This is a genomic window from Nocardia wallacei (genome assembly GCF_014466955.1).
GTDB lineage: Bacteria > Actinomycetota > Actinomycetes > Mycobacteriales > Mycobacteriaceae > Nocardia > Nocardia wallacei.
This window is the reverse complement of sequence record NZ_AP023396.1, coordinates 1,192,359-1,209,980: the sequence shown is the minus strand read 5'-3', so window position 1 is coordinate 1,209,980 and position 17,622 is coordinate 1,192,359. Positions and strand designations below refer to the sequence as shown.

Genomic DNA, 17,622 nt, shown 5'->3' with positions numbered 1-17,622 from the left:
GGACAAGGACGCTTAACGCAAAGGGGTCGGTGAGGATGAGGCCGCCTGACAACAGAACACCGTCTCTATGAAGGATCGGAATCGTGGACACCGAAGAAGCGATCGAAGGTGCGTGGCTGGTTGCGGCCGATATCGAGAACTCGCTCGGGAGGTGGGTGCTGGTCGAGACCGGATATCCCGATGGGTGGCGGGAATTCCATGCGGAGGTGGGGCGGGAAGTGCCGGGGGCGGGGGTGAGGGATCGCACGGCCGGTTGAAATGATCATGTCGCGGCAGCTGTGCTGAAACCGCAACGCAGTGTGGGCTTCCGCGGGGTATTTCTGCAGGTATGACTACTACGACCTCGCTGGGCGCCTCGCCCGCACGCCGACGGCCCTGGTTCGCCGATCTGGAAGATGCCGAGCGCCGGGGGGCGCACGGGAGTGCTGGGATCGGGTACTTCGATTGTGATTGTGATCTGTGTCGGCGGCGGCATCACGATCCGCCGTTCTGAAGCCGGGAGTTACGTTCCCTTGGGCTTGTCGGGCTTCGCGGAGATGTCGGAGACGGCTTCGGCGGAATCCTGTTGCACCGCACCGGGATCGGTGCCCTCGTCGGCCTCCTGGTCGGGCTCGGGGTGTTCGGGGGAGAACTCGGCGGGCAGGCGCTTGATGTGCTTGTTCATCGAGCGGATCAGCAGGACCGTGCCGGCCAGCAGCAGCAGGACGATTACCAGGCCCAGGGGGGAGGCCTTGCCGAATTCGGGGCCGGTGGGGTTGGTGGCCGGTTGGGCGAGCAGGGTGACGATCATCGGGTGGTGTCCTCGAGCGCGGTGCGCGCGTCCTCGTCCTCGCGGATGCCGGCGAACAGGTCCGTTTCGGGGATCTCGGTGCGGACCCGAGTGCGGGCCAGCTCGAATTCCTCGGTGGGCCACAGCCGCTGCTGCATCTCCATCGGGATGGCGAAGAACGCCCCGTTCGGATCGATCTGGGTGGCGTGGGCGCGCAGGGCGTCGTCGCGCTGGGGGAAGTACTTGCCGCACTCGATCTGGGTGGTCACCCGGCCCATGATGTCGCCGCGCTCGGCGGCCATCGCGCGGAACCGGTCCAGCCACTCCTGCATCGGGAACGGCTCGCCGATCCGCTCGAACTCCTCGGCGAACACTTCCATCCGCTGAATGCTGAAACCGTGGTCGTAGTACAGCTTCAGCGGTGTCCACGGCGCGCCGGCGTCGGGGAACCGCTCCGGGTCGCCCGCGGCCTCGAACGCGGCCACCGACACCTTGTGGCACATGATGTGATCCGGGTGCGGATAGCCACCGTTCTCGTCGTAGGTGGTCATCACGTGCGGCTTGAACTCGCGGACCACCCGCACCAGCGCCTCGGTGGCCTCCTCGAGCGGCACCAGCGCGAACGAGCCCTCCGGCAGCGGCGGCAGCGGGTCGCCCTCGGGCAGGCCGGAGTCCACGAAACCCAGCCAGTGCTGGCGCACGCCGAGCGCCCGGGCGGCCTCGGCCATCTCCTCGCGTCGCACCTCGTCGATGCGGTCGAGGATGCCGGGCACATCCATCGCCGGGTTGAGGATCGAGCCGCGCTCGCCGCCGGTCAGGGTGACGACCAGGACGTCGTTGCCCTCCGCGGCGTACTTCGCGGTCGTCGCCGCGCCCTTGCTGGACTCGTCGTCGGGGTGGGCGTGCACCGCCATGAGGCGAAGGCCACTCACGTCTCGTTCACCTCGTTGCTCAACGTCTGCACCTCATTGCTTTCCGCCGCGGGTGTCGAAGCCGGCCGATCCCGCGCCGATCTCCACCCCTTATAGTTCCATCCGACCATCATTTGTTCCGACTTACCCCCTGCGGCGCGAGGCGCCGCCGCTCGACCACAGGAGCGACAGATCATGAGCGAGCCAGCGCCGGGAGCCGAGCGGGTCGCGGACCGCTACGGTACCGGGCCGCGCCGCCGTCGGCGCTGGCTCCCCTATGTTCTCGGCGCGGTCGTGGTGCTGGCCGGACTGATCGTCGCCTACGCCGGATACCGGCAGTTCGGTCCCAAGGACATCGAGCCCGACCAGCTGGGCTACGCCATCGTGAACGACTCGACCCTCGACATCCATATCAAGGTCACCCGCGAACACCCGGACCGTCCGGTCGTGTGCTTCGTCCGCGCGATGGACTCCGACCAGGCCGAAGTGGGCCGTCGCGAGGTGCTGATCCCGCCTTCGACCAGCGGAACCGTCGAATTGACCGCCACCATCCGCACCACCGGCCGCCCCGCGGCGGGCGACATCTACGGATGCAGCGACAAGGTCCCGGCCTACCTGCGTGCGGGCTGACGGGGCTCCGTCGACCCCAACTACCCGATCCGGGCGAAACACCATACGATCAAGGCTCCTACCTGCGAATTTGTAGATCGTGCTAAAATGGCCCAACACACGGTTCCGAAGCTCGGAGCCGTGTTTGCTGCATTGGCGGCCAGCGCTGTCGGTTCCGGGGCACCCGGGTGTCGTGCGAACCAGGGCCTGTCGGGGTCGGTGACATCCCCCAGGGATCGCTCTAGCCGTCCACTGCCGCTGTGCGCGTTTTCGGATGGGTACGGCGGCGGGTATCAGGGAATCCCGGTTCGCCGGGAACAACTACTAGGGAGTGATCGAGATGACTGAGACGAACGTGACCTGGCTGACACCGGAGTCGCACGAAAGGCTCAAGGGCGAACTCGACGCGCTCATTGCCAACCGTCCGGTCATCGCGGCCGAGATCAACGAACGCCGCGAGGAAGGCGACCTCAAGGAGAACGGCGGCTATCACGCGGCGCGTGAGGAGCAGGGCCAGCAGGAGGCGCGCATCCGCCAGCTGCAGGAGCTGCTGAACAACGCCAAGGTGGGCGTGGCCCCGACCAAGTCGGGCATCGCGCTGCCGGGTTCGGTCGTCAAGGTCTATTACGACGGCGACGAGACCGACACCGAGACGTTCCTGATCGCGACGCGCGAAGAGGGCCTGGGCGGTTCCGACCTGGAGACGTACTCCCCGGCGTCACCGCTGGGCGGTGCGCTCATCGACGCCAAGGTCGGCGAGACCCGCGAGTACACGCTGCCCAACGGCAACACCATGAAGGTGACGCTGGTCAGCGCGGAGCCCTACCACAGCTGACGGGCCACGCCTCGGCGGCGGATCGCAGCACCGCCGTCCGAGGCGCCGGAACGGATACGGCGACCGCACCGGAGAACTCGGTGCGGTCGCCGCCGTGTATTCGAGGTCGGCGGGACTCAGCCGAGCGCGCGCTCGACATCCGCGAGCAGATCGCTGACGTCCTCGATGCCGACCGACAACCGCACCAGATCCGCGGGCACCTCCAGCTCCGAGCCCTCGGTGGAGGCGTGCGTCATCGCGCCCGGATGCTCGATCAGCGATTCCACCCCGCCCAGCGATTCGGCGAGGGTGAAGATCCGGGTGCGGGCGCAGAAGTCGTGCGCCGCTTGCCGTCCGCCGTGCAGCCGCACCGAGATCATGCCGCCGAAGCGGCGCATCTGCTTCTGCGCCACCGTATGTCCGGGATGCTCCGGCAGGCCCGGGTAGATCACCTGCTGGATCTTCGGGTGCTCGGACAGGAACTCGGCGAGGGTCTCGGCGTTGTCGCAATGCCGATCCATGCGCAGGGCAAGGGTTTTCACGCCGCGCATGGTGAGGAAGGCATCGGTCGGGCCGGGCACCGCGCCCGCGCCGTTCTGCAGGAAGGCGAACGCGGCATCGAGTTCCGCGTCGTCGGTGACCAGCGCGCCACCGACGACATCGGAGTGCCCGCCGAGGTACTTGGTGGTGGAGTGCAGCACGATGTCGGCGCCGAGCAGCAGCGGCTGCTGCAGGTAGGGCGAGGCAAAGGTGTTGTCCACCACCAGTTTCGCGCCGCCGCCGTGCGCGATGTCGGCCAGCGCGGCGATGTCGCCGATGTTCAGCAGCGGGTTGGTCGGCGTCTCCAGCCACACCAGTTTGGTGTTGGGCCGCAGCGCGCGCTGCACCGCGTCGGGATCCGACACCGGCGCCACCGAATACTCGACGCCCCAGTGCGTGAACACCTTGTCGATCAGGCGGAAGGTGCCGCCGTAGGCGTCGTTCGGAATCACCAGGTGATCGCCCGGCCGCAGCGCCGCGCGCAGCACACAGTCGGTGGCCGCCATCCCCGAGGAGAAGGCCCGCCCGTACCGGCCCGATTCCAGCGCGGCCAGATTGGCCTCCAGCGCGGTGCGGGTCGGGTTGCCGGTGCGGGCGTACTCATAGCCGCCGCGCAGCCCGCCCACGCCGTCCTGGGCGAAGGTCGAACTCGCGTAGATCGGCACGTTCACGGCGCCGGTCTGCGGATCCGGATCGAATCCGGCATGCACCGCGCGTGTGGAGAACCCCAGCTGATCGTCGGTCATAGTGCCAGCCTAGAAGGGGCGCGTCGACGGCCGGGACCCGGGAACCCGATCGGCCGATACTGTGAATCCATGGCCACCGTAGACGAGCTGTTCGCCCTCGACTCCCTGCTCAGCGACACCGAGCGCCAGATCCGCGAGACGGTGCGGCGGTTCGGCGAGCAACGGCTGCGCCCGCACGTGGCCGACTGGTTCGAGCGCGGCGCCTTCCCGGTCCGCGAGCTGGCGCCGGAGTTGGGCGGGCTCGGCCTGCTGGGTATGCATCTGGAGGGTTACGGCTGCGCCGGAACGTCGGCGACGGAGTACGGCCTGGCGTGCCTGGAACTGGAGGCGGTGGACTCCGGCGTGCGCAGCATGGTGTCGGTGCAGGGCTCGCTCGCGATGACGGCGATCCACAAGTACGGTTCCGAGGAACAGAAGCGGCAGTGGCTGCCGGAGCTGGCGGCCGGGCGGGCGATCGGCTGCTTCGGGCTGACCGAGCCCGATTACGGTTCCAATCCCGGCGGCATGCGCACCCGCGCGCGGCGCGACGGCTCGGACTGGGTGCTCGACGGGTCGAAGATGTGGATCACCAACGGCTCGGTGGCCGATGTGGCGGTGGTGTGGGCGCGCACCGAGGAGCGCATCCGAGGCTTCCTGGTGCCCACGGGCACGCCGGGCTTCACGGCTCGCGAAATGCGGCACAAGCTGTCGCTGCGCGCCTCGATCACCGCCGAGCTCGACCTGGACGGGGTGCGGCTGCCCGGCGACGCGGTGCTGCCGGAGGCGCACGGTCTCGCCGGGCCGCTGGCCTGTCTGTCCGAGGCCCGGTTCGGCATCGTGTTCGGCGCGCTCGGCGCGGCGCGCGACTGCCTGCACGCGACGATCGATTACACCCGCACCCGCGAGGTCTTCGACAAGCCGCTGGCGGCGTATCAGCTGACCCAGGCCAAATTGGCGGATATGGCGGTCGAGCTGGGCAAGGGCACGCTGCTCGCGCTACACCTGGGCCGGTTGAAGGACCGCGGGGAGCTGCGCCCGGAACAGGTGAGCGCGGGCAAGCTGAACAGCACGCGGGAGGCTTTGGCCATCGCGCGCGAATGCCGGACGATCCTCGGCGCCAACGGCATCACCCTCGACTATCCGGTGCTGCGGCACGCCAACAACCTGGAATCGGTGCTCACCTACGAGGGCACCGCGGAGGTCCATCAACTGGTACTCGGTGAGGCGCTGACCGGATCGAAAGCCTTTCGCTGACAAGAACTTCCGAAACTCGCAAAATGCCACCGGTTAGCCGCGGCCGTAGCGATTTCCGAGGGAAAGGTCACACTGCCGCGAAAGCTGCATGATTGCTAGCATAAGTAAGTGTTTTTGCTCGGCTCCGCGTTGCTCGAAGTGTCGGCGCGCAAGACTTTGAACCGCCTGCACAAGACGCACGGAGTTCCGGCGCTCGTCGCGGCACAGGAACTGCCCGCGGTGTCGGCAGCCCTGGATCAGCACGCCGCGGCCGTCCGCGACATTCTCGATCTGGGAGTGCAGGATTCGGCGGCCGTGCCGGTGGGTGTGCTGCTCGCCGGTTACGCCCGCGGCCTGCTGGAACATACCGGGCGCGGCGGCCTGCGCGCACCGTCGGATCTCGTCGGCTGGGCGAGCGCCGAATGGCTGCAGCTGCGGCTCGCCGCGGTGTGCGTACTGGCCCACGCGAAGGCCTGAGCGGCCGCGGAACTCCGCGACCGCCCAGGCCCTGTCGATCTGTTCGGTTGTCGCGTCAGCGCGGTGACTGCGGGTCGTCGTACCCCGGCGCCTCGCCGTAACCCTGGCCGTAGCCCTGACCGCTCTGCCCGCCGTAGCCGGGCTCGGTCATGCCCCCGGTCTCCGGCCGGTAGCCCGCACCGCTGGTCTGCGGCGACCACTGATCTCCGGTCCGCGGGGCACCCGCCCACTCCTGCTGGCGAGTAGCGACGCCTTCGCGCTGCCGGGCGGCGTCCTCCCGGCCCCGTTGGTAGGCCTCGGCGTGGCCGCGCAACTGCGGCATCTCGCCCTCGACGGTGTCGAGCCAGCCCTCCCAGCGCTGCTGCATGGGCCGGATCAGGCCGCCACCGATGCCGACGACCAGGATGCCGCCGATCGTGGCCAGCACCGTGATCAGGATCGGCGTGGTGACCGAGGTCGCGACGCCGATCTGGTTCAGCGCGGCGATGATGCCGACGCCCCAGATGAACACCGCCGCGAGCCGGCCCAGCATGCGGCCGTAGGACAGCCCGCTGAGCATATTGCCGATCAGGTCCGTGACCACCCGCGCGATCGCGCCCGCGACACACACGATGATGATCGCGACCGCGGCCCGCGGCAGCCAGGCCACGATGCCGTTGAGCATGTTGCTGACCGGATTCGGACCGAAGACACCGAAGCCGATCTGCAGCGCGATCAGCAGGATCGCGTAGTAGACCAGCTTCACCAGGATGTCGGTGGCGTCGTACCGGCTGTTGGCCAGCATGTTCTGAATGCCGCCACGTTCGACCAGGCGGTCGAACCCGACCCGGCGCAGCACCCGGTCGGCGATCTTGGCGATGACCTTGGCGATGATCCAGCCGATGGCCAGAACCACCAGGAAACCGACGAACTTGGGCACGAATGTCGCGATGGCGCTCCACGCGTTGGACATGCCCTGCTGAAAATCGATAGCCAAACTGGAGGTGTACACGCGCGGCCGTCCCTTCCGCTATCTCGGCTGTTCCAACTGTTTGCCAGAACTGCTACAGAGACGTTTGTACCCCGGTGTGATCATTCGAATCTGGCGTTTGCGTAGATTTTGCTGCCATCTCGATAACAATGCGTTATCGCATCGTGCCGAGCGGGCGGGGAGGTCAGTACGCCGAGTTGACGTTGTCCATCGAGCCGTAGCGGTGCGCGGCGTAGTTGCACGCGGCGACGATGTTGGCGACCGGATCCCAGACGTCGAACGGGGTGCCCTCGACGTGGTACGCCGCGAAGGTCGGGTCGATGACCTGCAGCAGGCCCTTGGACGGGATGCCCATCGCGGCGTTCGAATCGTAGAGGTTGATGGCCTGCGGGTTCCCGGTCGACTCCCGCATGATGTTGCGGTAGATGCCGTCGTAGCTGCCCGGAATGCCGCGGGCGGCCATGATGTCCAGCGCGTGGCGGATCCAGCCGTCCAGGTTGTCCGGGTAGCTGGGGGCCGGTGGCGGGGGCGGCAGCGGCGCGGGCATGGGCGCGGGGGCCGGGGCGGCCTCGGGAGCCGGGGCCGCGGCGACCGCCTCGACGGGAGCGGCCGCGGCGGCGGGAGCGGGGACGTTATCGGCGGTCTGGGCGATCGTGGACGCCAGTGCGGCCGGCTGCACCTCGGCCGTCCCGTGACCGCCCGCGGATGTCACGGCGGCGAAGGCGGCCAGCGCCAGGGTGGCGGCTCCGGCGGTGCGCGCGACCGCCTTGGCTCTGCTGCTCTCGATGGATTTCTTCGACATGCGCGGTGTTTTCCTACTCTGGTGTTGCGGCCCTCGGGCCTGCGACAGGCAGTGCGGCACCAGGGCGACGCCGGGTACGACTCACCCACGCACTGCATGCTGTTGTGAGACTTGTTATGAGAGAAGGGGATTCGCATTCCCCGTCGGCACGACCCGGCTCGATGGCTGCCGGGCGAGACCCGGCGGGTGGACCAACTCCTCGTAGTGTTCGGACTCGAGGTCGCGATTACCGACGAGGTCACAGGATGATTGCGGTAGGTTAACGTAAACCTAACTGAAAGTGAACAAATGGTGCCGCTACGCTCGCGCGGCTTCGATCCACACCGGCTATAACGCACTGACCTGGGGATTCACCCTCACGAGAGCGTGCTGCGGGTCACAGAAAAAAGTTGCCGTGTCGCGCTGGACTTTGCCGTTTCGCGACCGTTTCCGGCCATCGGGGCACGTCTCGGTAACGAACCGTGACCGTTCGGTGACTGTGCCGAGCGGTAACCGGCGGCCGACCTCACAACCCGGGCCGCGCCCGTGCGCATCACCTTGTTACGACCGGTCATCCAAGCGCCATCTGGGCGTCACCGCCCCGGCAAGGTTGAAAGCGCAAGCTGTTCCTACACCCGGCGCCGGATGTCGAACTCCACACCGCACGGGGGCACGGTCACCGCGGACCGGACCGATCAGGTCACGACGAACGCGGAATCCACGCCGGGTGCACAGCGACTGCCGCCGGAGGTACCGATGTTCGAAGCCCGCCACTTTCCGACCGATGCCGCGAGTCCCCTGCGCCCGAGCTGCCACACTCCGGTCCACCCGGTTGCCGCGGTGCCGCAGCCACAGTCATGGGAGGCTCGCCATGTCCCCGCGTGAGGCGGCCGCGCTGCCCGACTGGCACGAACTGCTGGCCGCGTTCTGCGGCCACCTCGGCGACGACCCGGGCGCGCATCCGATGGTGCGCTGGGCCCGCGCGCTCGCGGAGTTGCATCTGCGCCGCCACGATCAGCCCGGACACGCTGCCGAAATAGATTGCGCCCGAGCCGAACTCGTGGCGGCCATCGACAACTGGGTGAGCCTGACGCTGCGCCCGCCCCGAGTCGGGCGCGGCCTGTTCCCGGAGTCGCTGGGCGGCGCCGTGGACCGTCTCGCCGCTGCCCAGGTGCACGCGAATCGCTTGCTGCACACCGCCGCCGACGTTTCCGACGCGCGCGTGCACACGGCCTGGTACCGGCTGGCCGCGCTCGCCGACGACTGGAGCGATCTGGTCGCGGAGGTGCTGCACGGCCAACCCCGGCTGCGACAGCGGCAGCGTTCGGCCTGACCGGGAATTCCCGTGTCTACCGCGCGGGCAGTCCCGACCGGCTCAGGAAGCCGAGCAGGTCGTGGCGGGTGATGACCCCGATCGGTTTGCCGTCCTCGACCACCATCAGCGCATCGGTGGATTCCAGCGACTTGGTGGCGGCCGACACCGGCTCGCCGGAACCGATCAGCGGGAACGATTCGCTCATGTGCTTCGAGACCGGGTCGGTGAGGTGGGCACGGCCCTCGAAGACCGCGGACAGCAGATCCCGCTCGGACACGCTGCCCGCCACCTCCCCGGCCATCACCGGCGGTTCGGCACCGACGACCGGCATCTGGGAGACGCCGTATTCGTGCAGGATCTCGATGGCGTCGCGCAGCGTCTCCGACGGGTGAGTGTGCACCAGGTCCGGCAGCGCGCCGGACTTGCCGCGCAGCACGTCGCCGACGGTCGGCTCGGCGGTGCTGCCGTCCAGGCGCGAACGCAGGAAGCCGTAGGAACTCATCCACTGGTCGTTGAAGATCTTCGACAGATAGCCGCGGCCGCCGTCGGGCAGCAGCACGACGACCACCGCCGCCGGATCGCGCTCGGCCACCTGGAGCGCGGCCACCACCGCCATCCCGCAGGAGCCGCCGACCAGCAGGCCCTCCTCGCGGGCCAGGCGGCGGGTCATGTCGAAGGAGTCGGCATCGGAGACGGCGATGATCTCGTCGGGGACCGCGGGATCGTAGGCGCTGGGCCAGAAGTCCTCGCCCACGCCCTCGACCAGGTACGGCCTGCCCGTGCCGCCGGAGTACACCGAGCCCTCCGGGTCGGCGCCGATGATCTTCACCTTCCCGCCCGAGACCTCCTTGAGGTAACGGCCCGCTCCGGTGATGGTGCCGCCGGTGCCGACACCGGCGACGAAATGGGTGACGGTGCCGTCGGTATCGCGCCAGATCTCCGGGCCGGTGGTCTCGTAGTGGCTGTCCGGGCCGCCGGGATTGGAGTACTGGTCGGGCTTCCACGCGCCCTCGATCTCCCGCACCAGGCGGTCGGAGACGCTGTAGTAGCTGTCGGGGTGTTCCGGCGGGACCGCGGTCGGGCACACGACCACCTCGGCGCCGTAGGCGCGCAGCACATTGCGCTTGTCCTCGCTGACCTTGTCCGGGCAGACGAACACGCACCGGTAGCCGCGCTGCTGGGCGACCAGCGCCAGGCCGACACCGGTGTTGCCCGAGGTGGGTTCCACGATGGTGCCGCCGGGCCGCAGCAGGCCCTGTTCCTCGGCGGCGTCGATCATCTTGACCGCGATGCGGTCCTTGGAACTGCCGCCCGGGTTCAGATATTCGATCTTCGCCGCGACCAGGCCGGAGTTCGGGCCCACCACGGAGTTCAATCGAACGAGCGGGGTGTTGCCGATCAAGTCGACGACGTGGTTCGCGATGCGCATACGCCCATCGTTGCAGAACCGCGCTCCGCGCCTGCCCGCGCCTCCGGGCCGGGCGCGGCGCGGCCGGAATCCGCGAACCCGCGATATCGTCCGGCGAGTTCCGGCCTGCCCCGCGACGAGAGCGCGGTTTGGCAATATCATCGCCCCCGTGAGGATGCCGAAGACCGCCCGCACCGCTGCCGTCGTGCTCGGATCCCTCGGGGCCGCGACGGCGATCGCGACGTCCGCCCCGGCGAGCGCGCAGACCGTCGAATTCCCCCAGACGCCGAGCGTGTTCTACGGCGGCTTCTGCTGGGGCAACATCCGGACCTGGGTCGACACCAGCCCCGACTACCCGGGCCGGGCCGTCTTCAACGTCCAGGCGCTACCGGTGGCCGGGTTCGGGCCGGGCCAGTATCCGCTGGCACCGCTGTGCAATGTCGACACGACGGTCGCTTGGCGCAACACCACCACCGGCGCGGCCGGGGAGTACCGGCTGAACGTGGTCTCCGGCATCTACGGCAGCATTCTGTACGCCCAGTTCCAGGACACCGGCGCGGGCCACATCGAGGTCACGACCACCACGTCCAATGTCAACATCCCCTCGCGCGGCGCCTTCGACGTCGCGGGCCCGCCGCCCCGGCCGCCCGGCGAATAGGCGCTCCGCCGGGCGAGGAGAACCACCCCTGCCGCACCGTGCTCACATCCGCCCGATCCGGCACGATATACGCAGGCATACACAACGATCGCGTGGTGGAGGGTGGTGTGGTTTCGTGGCGAGAACGTGGCGCACCTTGGCGGTGACCGGCGCGGCCACCGTGGCGGCCGGTTCCGGCGCCGGGACCGCTTCGTGGGCGGCGTACCGCTTGCTGATGCAGCAGGCACAGGCCGCGCGGACGGTGATCGGCCGGGACACCTCCAAACCGCCCGAGGCGGACGGCGTCTACACAGCGGGCTGCGCTGCGCCCGAAACCTGGCGCAGCGGAATACCTTTCGATCTGCACCTGATGGTCTTCGGCGACTCCACGGCGGCGGGTGTCGGCTGCCGCAGCGCCGAGGAGGTGCCGGGCGTGCGGATCGCGCGCGGGCTCGCCGAGGCCACCGGGCGGCGAATCCGGTTGAGCACCAAGGCCATTTCCGGCGCCACCTCGAAAGGTCTTGCGGGACAGGTGGACGCGATGTTCGTGGCCGGGCCACCGCCGGACGCCGCGGTGATTCTGATCGGCGCCAACGATGTCACCAAGAAGCATTCGGTGCTGCGGTCGGCGCAGCGCCTGCGGTCGGCGGTGGTGCGGTTGCGCGCGGCGGGCAGCGTGGTCGTGGTGGGCACCTGCCCGGACCTCGGTTCGGTGGGCGCGATTCCGCAGCCGTTGCGCACGGTGGTGCACGGCTGGAGCGTGCGGCTGGCACGGGCGCAGGTCGCCGCGACCCGGGCGGCCGGTGGCAGTCCGGTGCCGATGGGCGATCTGCTCGGCCATGATTTCCGCACCACACCCGAGGTGTTGTTCTCCGCCGACGGCTTCCATCCCTCGGCGGCGGGGTACGAGCTGGCCGCCGCTCACCTGCTGCCGGCGCTGCTGCGGGAACTCGATCGGCGGGATACGGGCATACCGGGTGTTCCTAGCCCGATCGGTGCGACGTAGATTCGGAAGAGAATTCCGTACCTGTGTACCGAACAGCCGCTTGGTTGTTCGCCACCCGACGAAGGAGTCCTCATGCCAGAGGCCGTCATCGTTTCCGCCGCCCGCTCCCCCATCGGCCGCGCGGGCAAGGGCTCGCTCGTAGGCATGCGCCCGGACGACCTCGCCGCACAGATGGTGCGCGCCGCGCTGGACAAGGTCCCGGCGCTGGCCCCCGCCGACATCGACGACCTGATGCTCGGCTGCGGGCAGCCCGGCGGCGAGGCCGGCTTCAACATGGCCAAGGTGGTGGCCACGCACCTGGGCTACGACTTCCTGCCCGGTGTCACGCTGAACCGCTACTGCTCCTCGTCGCTGCAGACCAGCCGCATGGCCTTCCACGCCATCAAGGCCGGTGAGGGCGAGGTGTTCATCTCCGCCGGTGTCGAGACCGTCTCGCGGTTCCCGAAGGGCACCTCCGACGGCTGGCCGGACACCCACAACCTGGCGTTCGCCGATGCCGAGGCGCGCACGGCCAAGCGCGCCGAAGGCGGCTCGGACGGCTGGACCGACCCGCGCGAGAACGACGAACTGCCCGACATCTACATCGCGATGGGCCAGACCGCGGAGAACGTCGCCCAGTACACCGGCATCTCCCGCGAGGAGCAGGACCACTGGGGCGTGCGGTCGCAGAACCGCGCCGAGGAGGCCATCAAGTCCGGCTTCTTCGAGCGCGAGATCAGCCCGGTGACGCTGCCCGACGGCAGCGTCGTGTCCACCGACGACGGCCCGCGGCCGGGCACCACCTACGAGAAGGTGTCCCAGCTCAAGCCGGTGTTCCGGCCGGACGGCACGATCACCGCCGGTAACGCCTGCCCGCTCAACGACGGTGCGGCGGCGCTGGTCATCATGAGCGACACCAAGGCCGAGGCGCTGGGCCTGACCCCGCTCGCGCGGATCGTGTCCACCGGCGTGTCGGGTCTGTCGCCGGAGATCATGGGCCTGGGTCCGATCGAGGCGTCGCGGAAGGCGCTGCGGCTGGCCGGCAAGACCATCGACGACATCGACCTCTACGAGATCAACGAGGCGTTCGCGGTGCAGGTGCTGGGTTCGGCGCGCGAGCTGAACATGGACCTGGACAAGCTGAACGTGTCCGGCGGCGCGATCGCGCTGGGCCACCCGTTCGGCATGACCGGCGCCCGCATCACCGCCACGCTCATCAACAACCTCCAGACCCACGACAAGCAGTTCGGCCTGGAGACCATGTGCGTCGGCGGCGGCCAGGGCATGGCGATGGTGATCGAGCGGCTGAGCTGACGCTCGGCCGCTCCCCGAATAGGGAAGGCGATTACCCGAGGGGTAATCGCCTTTCCCGGGTCGGGGCGGAATCATCGAAGGCGTCGAAGTTTTACGCGAAGGAGCCCGAGATGACCGCCTATGCCGTTGCCCATTTGCACGATGTGGATGTCAATGCCGAGATCGTGGAATATCTGCGCCGGATCGATGGGACGCTGGCTCCGTTCGGTGGGAAGTTCATCGTGCACGGCGGGCGGCAGCAGGTCGTCGAGGGGCCCGCGAACGGGTCGGTGATCGTGATCGAATTCCCGGATTACGCTGCGGCGCAAGCCTGGTACGCGTCGCCGGAGTATCAGGACATCCTGCCGCTGCGGACCGATAACGCGGTCGGCGTCGCGGTGCTGGCCGACCACTGCGGCGGCGACCATGTCGCCACCGATGTGCTGCCCGCGGCGCTGTTGGGCGACTGATCGTCAGCGCCGGACGGCGGCGAGGAAGTCGCGAACCAACGGGCTTGCGACGGAGCGGAATTCCTCGAAGTAGGCGTGCCTGGCGCGCGGGATCATGTGCAGTTCGGCGGCGGGGATGCGATCGGCGAGCAGCGGGGCGTTCGCGGCGGGGTTGAAGCGATCGTCGGCGCCGTGCACGACCAGTGTCGGAGCACCGATGTCCGGCAAGACATCCCAGGCGTCGTGCCGGTGACTGGCGTGCAGATGGCGGCGGCGCGCGTAGGACGGCATGTCCGGGTCGCCGAGAGTCCGGTACGGGCCGGGGTGGGCGGCGAGCCAGGCCGGGGTGTACATCAGGTCCAGCAAAGCCCGGTGCGCCGTGGCCGGATTCGCGAGCAGGGCGCGGATGTCGCCGCCGCGATCCACGCCGTGCTTGCCGCCGGGCGACGTGCACCCGAGCACCAGCGCGCGCACCCGTTCGGGATACCGTGCCGCGATCCACTGTGCCACCCGGCCGCCCATCGAGGTGCCGTACACGTCGGCGCGGTCGATCTCGAGCGCGTCGAGGACGGCGATCGCGTCGTCGGCGAAACCCGGTGTGCTGTAGACGATGTCGGGCTTGTCGCTCGCACCCGTGCCCCGGTAGTCGAAGGTGACGGTGCGGTGGGCGCCGTGGAAGTCGTCACGAATGCCGTCCCACCAGTGGTGGTTGTTCGACTGCCCAGCGATCAGCAACAGCGGGTAACCGTCGCCCTCGACCTGGTAGGCGAGGCGGACCCCGTCTCCGGCTACGGCATACGGCACGGACCTCTCCCTTCCCTCGCCGCCCGACCTTACCGATCGGCCCGAGGCACGAAAAACGGGTGGTCACCGAGTATTCGGTGACCACCCGTATCGGCTCGCGCCGGCTACTAGTCGTTCTGCAGGTAACTCAGCAGGCGCAGGATCTCCAGGTACAGCCAGACCAGGGTGACGGTCAGGCCCAGGGCCACGCCCCACGCGGCCTTCTCCGGCGCCTGCGCGCGGATCAGCTGGTCGGCGGCGTCGAAGTCGAGCAGAAAGCTGAACGCGGCGATCGCGATCACGACCAGGCTGAACACGATCGACAGCGCGCCGCCGTCACGCAGGCCGAAGCCGCCCGGGGTGAAGAACGCGGCGACCATATTGCCCAGCATCAGCACCACGACGCCGATCATGGCGCCCACGATCATCCGGGTGAAGCGCGGCGTGACCCGGATGGCGCCGGTCTTGTAGACGACCAGCATGCCGAAGAAGACGCCGAAGGTACCGAGCACCGCCTGCGCGATCAGCCCGGATCCACCGACACCGCCGAAGGCGATATTGGTGAACATGAACGACAGCGCGCCCAGGAACAGGCCCTCGGCGGCGGCGTAACTCAGGACGATGGCCGGGTTGTCCTGCTTGCGGCCGAATGTCGCCACCAGCACCAGCACCAGGCCGACCAGTCCGCCGACGATGACGAACAGCGGAGCCAGCGCGTGGTTGGCGGCGGTCAGACCGTAGGACAGGATCGCCGCGATGGTCACCACACCCAGCGTGATGCCGGTCTTGGTGACGACGTCGTCGATCGTCATCGGCCGGGTGGCCTGCGCGGGCTGCTGGTACGGCTGCTCGTAACCCTGCGGCGGGTACTGCTGTCCGTACTGAGCGAACTGTCCGGCGCCGGCGGCAGCCGAACCGAACCCCGCATAACCCCCTTGCTGCTGCGGCAAATTCTTGAAGATCGGGTTGCTTGAGGTGCGCACCGTTCCCGTGCCTTTCCGAAGGTCGCGGTCCACGTCTCTCGTGGCCGTTCTGAGTATCCAACGTGCCGCGGCGGGCGCAAGTTCCCGAACCGGGCAAAAAAACGGACAAAGCGGACTTTACCGCCGGAGAACTACTCCTGCCGAACGTCGTACAGACCGCGCACCGACCGCGTCACGGTGAATTTGCGATTGCGGCCCACCACATCGGTCTTGCCGACCAAACGCTCCATCACCCCACGATAGTTCAGATGCGAGTTGTAGACCGTCCACAGTTCGCCGCCGGGCCGCAGCACTCGCCCGGTCTCGGAGAACATCTTGATCGCCGAACCGGTGTGCACCGCCGCGCCGACATGGAAAGGGGGGTTGCACAGCACGAGGTCGGCGCTGTGCCCGGCGACGCCGGCCATGGCGTCGTCGCGCAGCACCGTCACCCGATCGGCGACCCCGTTCACCGCGGCCGTGGCCCGCGCGGAGGCGACCGCGGCCGCGGACTGGTCGGTGCCGACCACACTGACCTGCGGGCGCGCCTTCGCCAGCGCGACGGCCAGTATGCCGGTGCCACAACCGAGGTCGATGGCGTCGCGGGCGTCCGGCTTCATCCGGCGCACATGGTCGAGCAGGAATCGGGTGCCGATATCCAGGCGCGGCCCGGAGAAGGCGGCACCGTGCGCGACGACCTCGAGTCCCACCTCGTCGAGTTGCTTGCGCACCGGAAAAGGAAGGCGGCCAACGGGTTTGGGATCGCGTGCCAGCAGGATCCGCGACTTCTGCCGACCGCGACTGGCCCGCACCGACCCGAACGATTCGGCGAGCACGTCGTTCATGGCCGGGGTCAGGTACTTGTCGCGGGCGCCGGCGAACACCTCGACCTCCGGATCGGCGTAGCGGGCAATGGCATCCGCGATCTCCGCCAGCCCCGACAACGCCCGCGGCAGCCGCAGCAACACCACCTTGACATCCTCGAGCAACCGGCGGCCCAGTTCGTGGCTGCTGTATCGATCGGCCAGACCGACCGCTCGCGCGTTGTTGGCCAGCGCGAGTTCGCCGGTGAGCAGATCCTGATGCACGCGTACCGAACTCAGGTCGTGCGCCGCGACCGCGCCCAGGGTGAGCGCCCCGTAGCCGTCGTCTATGACCGCGACCCGGCCACTGCCGGCCGCTGCCAGGGCGTCTCCGGCCACATCCAAGATCAGCCGATCCGCGGCGTCGACCGCGTAGAGATTCACCGCCTCCACATCCGGATACCGCCGCAACCGGCTCAGCACGTCGTCGACCTCCTGCACTCCTACAGTGTGCTAGATCGTTGCCGTGTCGTCGCGCCGACCCCGGTGGCAACACCGCATACCATCGGCCTCATGCGTAACAGGCTGGCATTCACGGTGGTCGCGGCACTCGCACTGCTGGCGGGTTGCTCGGACAGCTCATCCGATCCCGGCGGACCGGAGCCCACGGGTTCGACGGTGGCGGCGGCGCCGCAATCGCCGCCGCGGGCCACCGGCCCGCAGCAGCACGAGCCGTCGGACGACGCGCGGCTGACCGTGACCGACGTCCGGGTCGGACACCATCCGGGCTTCGATCGGGTGGTGTACGAACTCGGCGGCACCGGGACGCCGGGCTGGCGGGTGCAGTACACCGATCGCGCGGTGCAGGACGGTAGCGGCAAGCCGGTCGACGTGGCCGGGCAGTCGATTCTCCAGGTGCAGATCCTGGGTTCGGCGTATCCGTGGGACAGCGGGGTCACGCAGTACGAGGGCGCTGATCCGGTCACCGATCCGGACACACCCGGTATCGCGGGCGTCTACCGCACCCTGGTGTTCGAGGGGGCCACGCAGTCGTTCATCGGGGTGAACGCGGATCGGCCCGCCTTCTCGGTCGATTCGCTGGAGAATCCGAAGCGGCTGGTCGTCGACGTCGCGACCGGCTGAGCCGCCGGGCTGTCG

The 17,622-nt window shown here is 68.8% G+C and carries 20 protein-coding genes; 11 read left to right on the top strand and 9 right to left on the bottom strand.

The annotated features are described in order from the left end of the window. Positions 1-83 precede the first annotated feature (83 nt). Entirely contained in the window at positions 84-257 is a 174-nt protein-coding gene (locus NWFMUON74_RS05550) for a hypothetical protein (protein ID WP_187686901.1), read from the top strand. A 245-nt stretch (positions 258-502) separates the two neighbouring features. Here the strand turns inward: NWFMUON74_RS05550 and NWFMUON74_RS05545 are convergent, their stop codons facing one another. Together NWFMUON74_RS05545 and mca are read right to left on the bottom strand one after the other, a co-directional pair. Further along, positions 503-790: a hypothetical protein gene (locus NWFMUON74_RS05545; protein WP_187686900.1), complete on the bottom strand. Its 288-nt coding sequence runs from the start codon at positions 788-790 to the stop codon at positions 503-505. Continuing rightward, entirely contained in the window at positions 787-1,701 is a 915-nt protein-coding gene (mca, locus tag NWFMUON74_RS05540) for a mycothiol conjugate amidase Mca (protein WP_232110859.1), read from the bottom strand. Before mca ends, NWFMUON74_RS05545 begins: the two co-directional genes overlap by 4 nt. 174 nt (positions 1,702-1,875) lie before the next feature. On the opposite strand from mca, the gene NWFMUON74_RS05535 reads away from it, so the two are divergent. Then, entirely contained in the window at positions 1,876-2,310 is a 435-nt protein-coding gene (locus tag NWFMUON74_RS05535) for a DUF4307 domain-containing protein (RefSeq protein ID WP_187686899.1), read from the top strand. 319 nt (positions 2,311-2,629) lie between these two features. After that, entirely contained in the window at positions 2,630-3,124 is a 495-nt protein-coding gene (gene greA, locus NWFMUON74_RS05530; protein ID WP_187686898.1) for a transcription elongation factor GreA, read from the top strand. 116 nt (positions 3,125-3,240) lie between these two features. On the opposite strand, the gene NWFMUON74_RS05525 is transcribed toward greA, so the two are convergent. Continuing rightward, positions 3,241-4,389, bottom strand: coding sequence for a cystathionine gamma-synthase (locus NWFMUON74_RS05525; RefSeq protein WP_187686897.1), 1,149 nt, complete (start codon positions 4,387-4,389; stop codon positions 3,241-3,243). 69 nt (positions 4,390-4,458) lie between these two features. Between NWFMUON74_RS05525 and NWFMUON74_RS05520 the strand changes: the two genes are divergently transcribed. Both NWFMUON74_RS05520 and NWFMUON74_RS05515 read left to right on the top strand, forming a co-directional pair. Beyond that, positions 4,459-5,622, top strand: coding sequence for an acyl-CoA dehydrogenase family protein (locus tag NWFMUON74_RS05520; protein ID WP_187686896.1), 1,164 nt, complete (start codon positions 4,459-4,461; stop codon positions 5,620-5,622). Positions 5,623-5,730: 108 nt separating this feature from the next. Then, on the top strand, positions 5,731-6,078 hold the full coding sequence (locus NWFMUON74_RS05515) for a DUF6401 family natural product biosynthesis protein (RefSeq protein WP_187686895.1): 348 nt from the start codon (positions 5,731-5,733) through the stop codon (positions 6,076-6,078). A gap of 55 nt (positions 6,079-6,133) precedes the next feature. Here the strand turns inward: NWFMUON74_RS05515 and NWFMUON74_RS05510 are convergent, their stop codons facing one another. After that, positions 6,134-7,054: a mechanosensitive ion channel family protein gene (locus NWFMUON74_RS05510; RefSeq protein WP_425300412.1), complete on the bottom strand. Its 921-nt coding sequence runs from the start codon at positions 7,052-7,054 to the stop codon at positions 6,134-6,136. Positions 7,055-7,232: 178 nt separating this feature from the next. After that, positions 7,233-7,850, bottom strand: coding sequence for a transglycosylase SLT domain-containing protein (locus NWFMUON74_RS05505; protein WP_187686893.1), 618 nt, complete (start codon positions 7,848-7,850; stop codon positions 7,233-7,235). A gap of 850 nt (positions 7,851-8,700) precedes the next feature. Between NWFMUON74_RS05505 and NWFMUON74_RS05500 the strand changes: the two genes are divergently transcribed. Beyond that, on the top strand, positions 8,701-9,162 hold the full coding sequence (locus tag NWFMUON74_RS05500) for a DUF4254 domain-containing protein (protein ID WP_187686892.1): 462 nt from the start codon (positions 8,701-8,703) through the stop codon (positions 9,160-9,162). 16 nt (positions 9,163-9,178) lie between these two features. Here NWFMUON74_RS05500 and NWFMUON74_RS05495 read toward each other — a convergent pair whose 3' ends face one another. Continuing rightward, positions 9,179-10,573: a cystathionine beta-synthase gene (locus NWFMUON74_RS05495; RefSeq protein WP_187686891.1), complete on the bottom strand. Its 1,395-nt coding sequence runs from the start codon at positions 10,571-10,573 to the stop codon at positions 9,179-9,181. A 154-nt stretch (positions 10,574-10,727) separates the two neighbouring features. Between NWFMUON74_RS05495 and NWFMUON74_RS05490 the strand changes: the two genes are divergently transcribed. The 4 genes from NWFMUON74_RS05490 to NWFMUON74_RS05475 all read left to right on the top strand — a co-directional run bounded on the left by NWFMUON74_RS05490 (position 10,728) and on the right by NWFMUON74_RS05475 (position 13,937). Beyond that, complete coding sequence (locus NWFMUON74_RS05490) at positions 10,728-11,210, top strand: hypothetical protein (RefSeq protein WP_232111107.1); 483 nt, start codon at positions 10,728-10,730, stop codon at positions 11,208-11,210. A 115-nt stretch (positions 11,211-11,325) separates the two neighbouring features. Further along, entirely contained in the window at positions 11,326-12,195 is an 870-nt protein-coding gene (locus tag NWFMUON74_RS05485; RefSeq protein ID WP_187686889.1) for an SGNH/GDSL hydrolase family protein, read from the top strand. 72 nt (positions 12,196-12,267) lie between these two features. After that, on the top strand, positions 12,268-13,488 hold the full coding sequence (locus NWFMUON74_RS05480) for an acetyl-CoA C-acetyltransferase (RefSeq protein ID WP_187686888.1): 1,221 nt from the start codon (positions 12,268-12,270) through the stop codon (positions 13,486-13,488). Between the two features lie 110 nt (positions 13,489-13,598). After that, positions 13,599-13,937: a DUF1330 domain-containing protein gene (locus NWFMUON74_RS05475; protein WP_187686887.1), complete on the top strand. Its 339-nt coding sequence runs from the start codon at positions 13,599-13,601 to the stop codon at positions 13,935-13,937. A 3-nt stretch (positions 13,938-13,940) separates the two neighbouring features. Here NWFMUON74_RS05475 and NWFMUON74_RS05470 read toward each other — a convergent pair whose 3' ends face one another. From NWFMUON74_RS05470 to NWFMUON74_RS05460, 3 genes are all read right to left on the bottom strand, one after another. After that, entirely contained in the window at positions 13,941-14,720 is a 780-nt protein-coding gene (locus tag NWFMUON74_RS05470; protein WP_187686886.1) for an alpha/beta fold hydrolase, read from the bottom strand. 107 nt (positions 14,721-14,827) lie between these two features. Further along, positions 14,828-15,682, bottom strand: coding sequence for a Bax inhibitor-1/YccA family protein (locus NWFMUON74_RS05465; RefSeq protein WP_187686885.1), 855 nt, complete (start codon positions 15,680-15,682; stop codon positions 14,828-14,830). A 131-nt stretch (positions 15,683-15,813) separates the two neighbouring features. After that, positions 15,814-16,965 carry a class I SAM-dependent methyltransferase gene (locus NWFMUON74_RS05460; RefSeq protein WP_187686884.1) on the bottom strand — a complete coding sequence of 384 codons (1,152 nt, stop codon included), beginning with the start codon at positions 16,963-16,965 and terminating at the stop codon, positions 15,814-15,816. Between the two features lie 72 nt (positions 16,966-17,037). Between NWFMUON74_RS05460 and NWFMUON74_RS05455 the strand changes: the two genes are divergently transcribed. Continuing rightward, positions 17,038-17,607, top strand: coding sequence for an AMIN-like domain-containing (lipo)protein (locus tag NWFMUON74_RS05455; RefSeq protein WP_187686883.1), 570 nt, complete (start codon positions 17,038-17,040; stop codon positions 17,605-17,607). Positions 17,608-17,622 lie beyond the last annotated feature (15 nt).

Coding starts and splice junctions, on each gene's coding strand:
- NWFMUON74_RS05480 (WP_187686888.1), top strand. CDS start 12,268: ATGCCAGAGGCCGTCATCGTTTCCGCCGCCCGCTCCCCCATCGGCCGC.
- NWFMUON74_RS05455 (WP_187686883.1), top strand. CDS start 17,038: ATGCGTAACAGGCTGGCATTCACGGTGGTCGCGGCACTCGCACTGCTG.
- NWFMUON74_RS05535 (WP_187686899.1), top strand. CDS start 1,876: ATGAGCGAGCCAGCGCCGGGAGCCGAGCGGGTCGCGGACCGCTACGGT.
- greA (WP_187686898.1), top strand. CDS start 2,630: ATGACTGAGACGAACGTGACCTGGCTGACACCGGAGTCGCACGAAAGG.
- NWFMUON74_RS05520 (WP_187686896.1), top strand. CDS start 4,459: ATGGCCACCGTAGACGAGCTGTTCGCCCTCGACTCCCTGCTCAGCGAC.
- NWFMUON74_RS05545 (WP_187686900.1), bottom strand. CDS start 790: ATGATCGTCACCCTGCTCGCCCAACCGGCCACCAACCCCACCGGCCCC.
- NWFMUON74_RS05490 (WP_232111107.1), top strand. CDS start 10,728: ATGCCGAAGACCGCCCGCACCGCTGCCGTCGTGCTCGGATCCCTCGGG.
- NWFMUON74_RS05505 (WP_187686893.1), bottom strand. CDS start 7,850: ATGTCGAAGAAATCCATCGAGAGCAGCAGAGCCAAGGCGGTCGCGCGC.
- NWFMUON74_RS05495 (WP_187686891.1), bottom strand. CDS start 10,573: ATGCGCATCGCGAACCACGTCGTCGACTTGATCGGCAACACCCCGCTC.
- NWFMUON74_RS05475 (WP_187686887.1), top strand. CDS start 13,599: ATGACCGCCTATGCCGTTGCCCATTTGCACGATGTGGATGTCAATGCC.
- NWFMUON74_RS05525 (WP_187686897.1), bottom strand. CDS start 4,389: ATGACCGACGATCAGCTGGGGTTCTCCACACGCGCGGTGCATGCCGGA.
- NWFMUON74_RS05500 (WP_187686892.1), top strand. CDS start 8,701: ATGTCCCCGCGTGAGGCGGCCGCGCTGCCCGACTGGCACGAACTGCTG.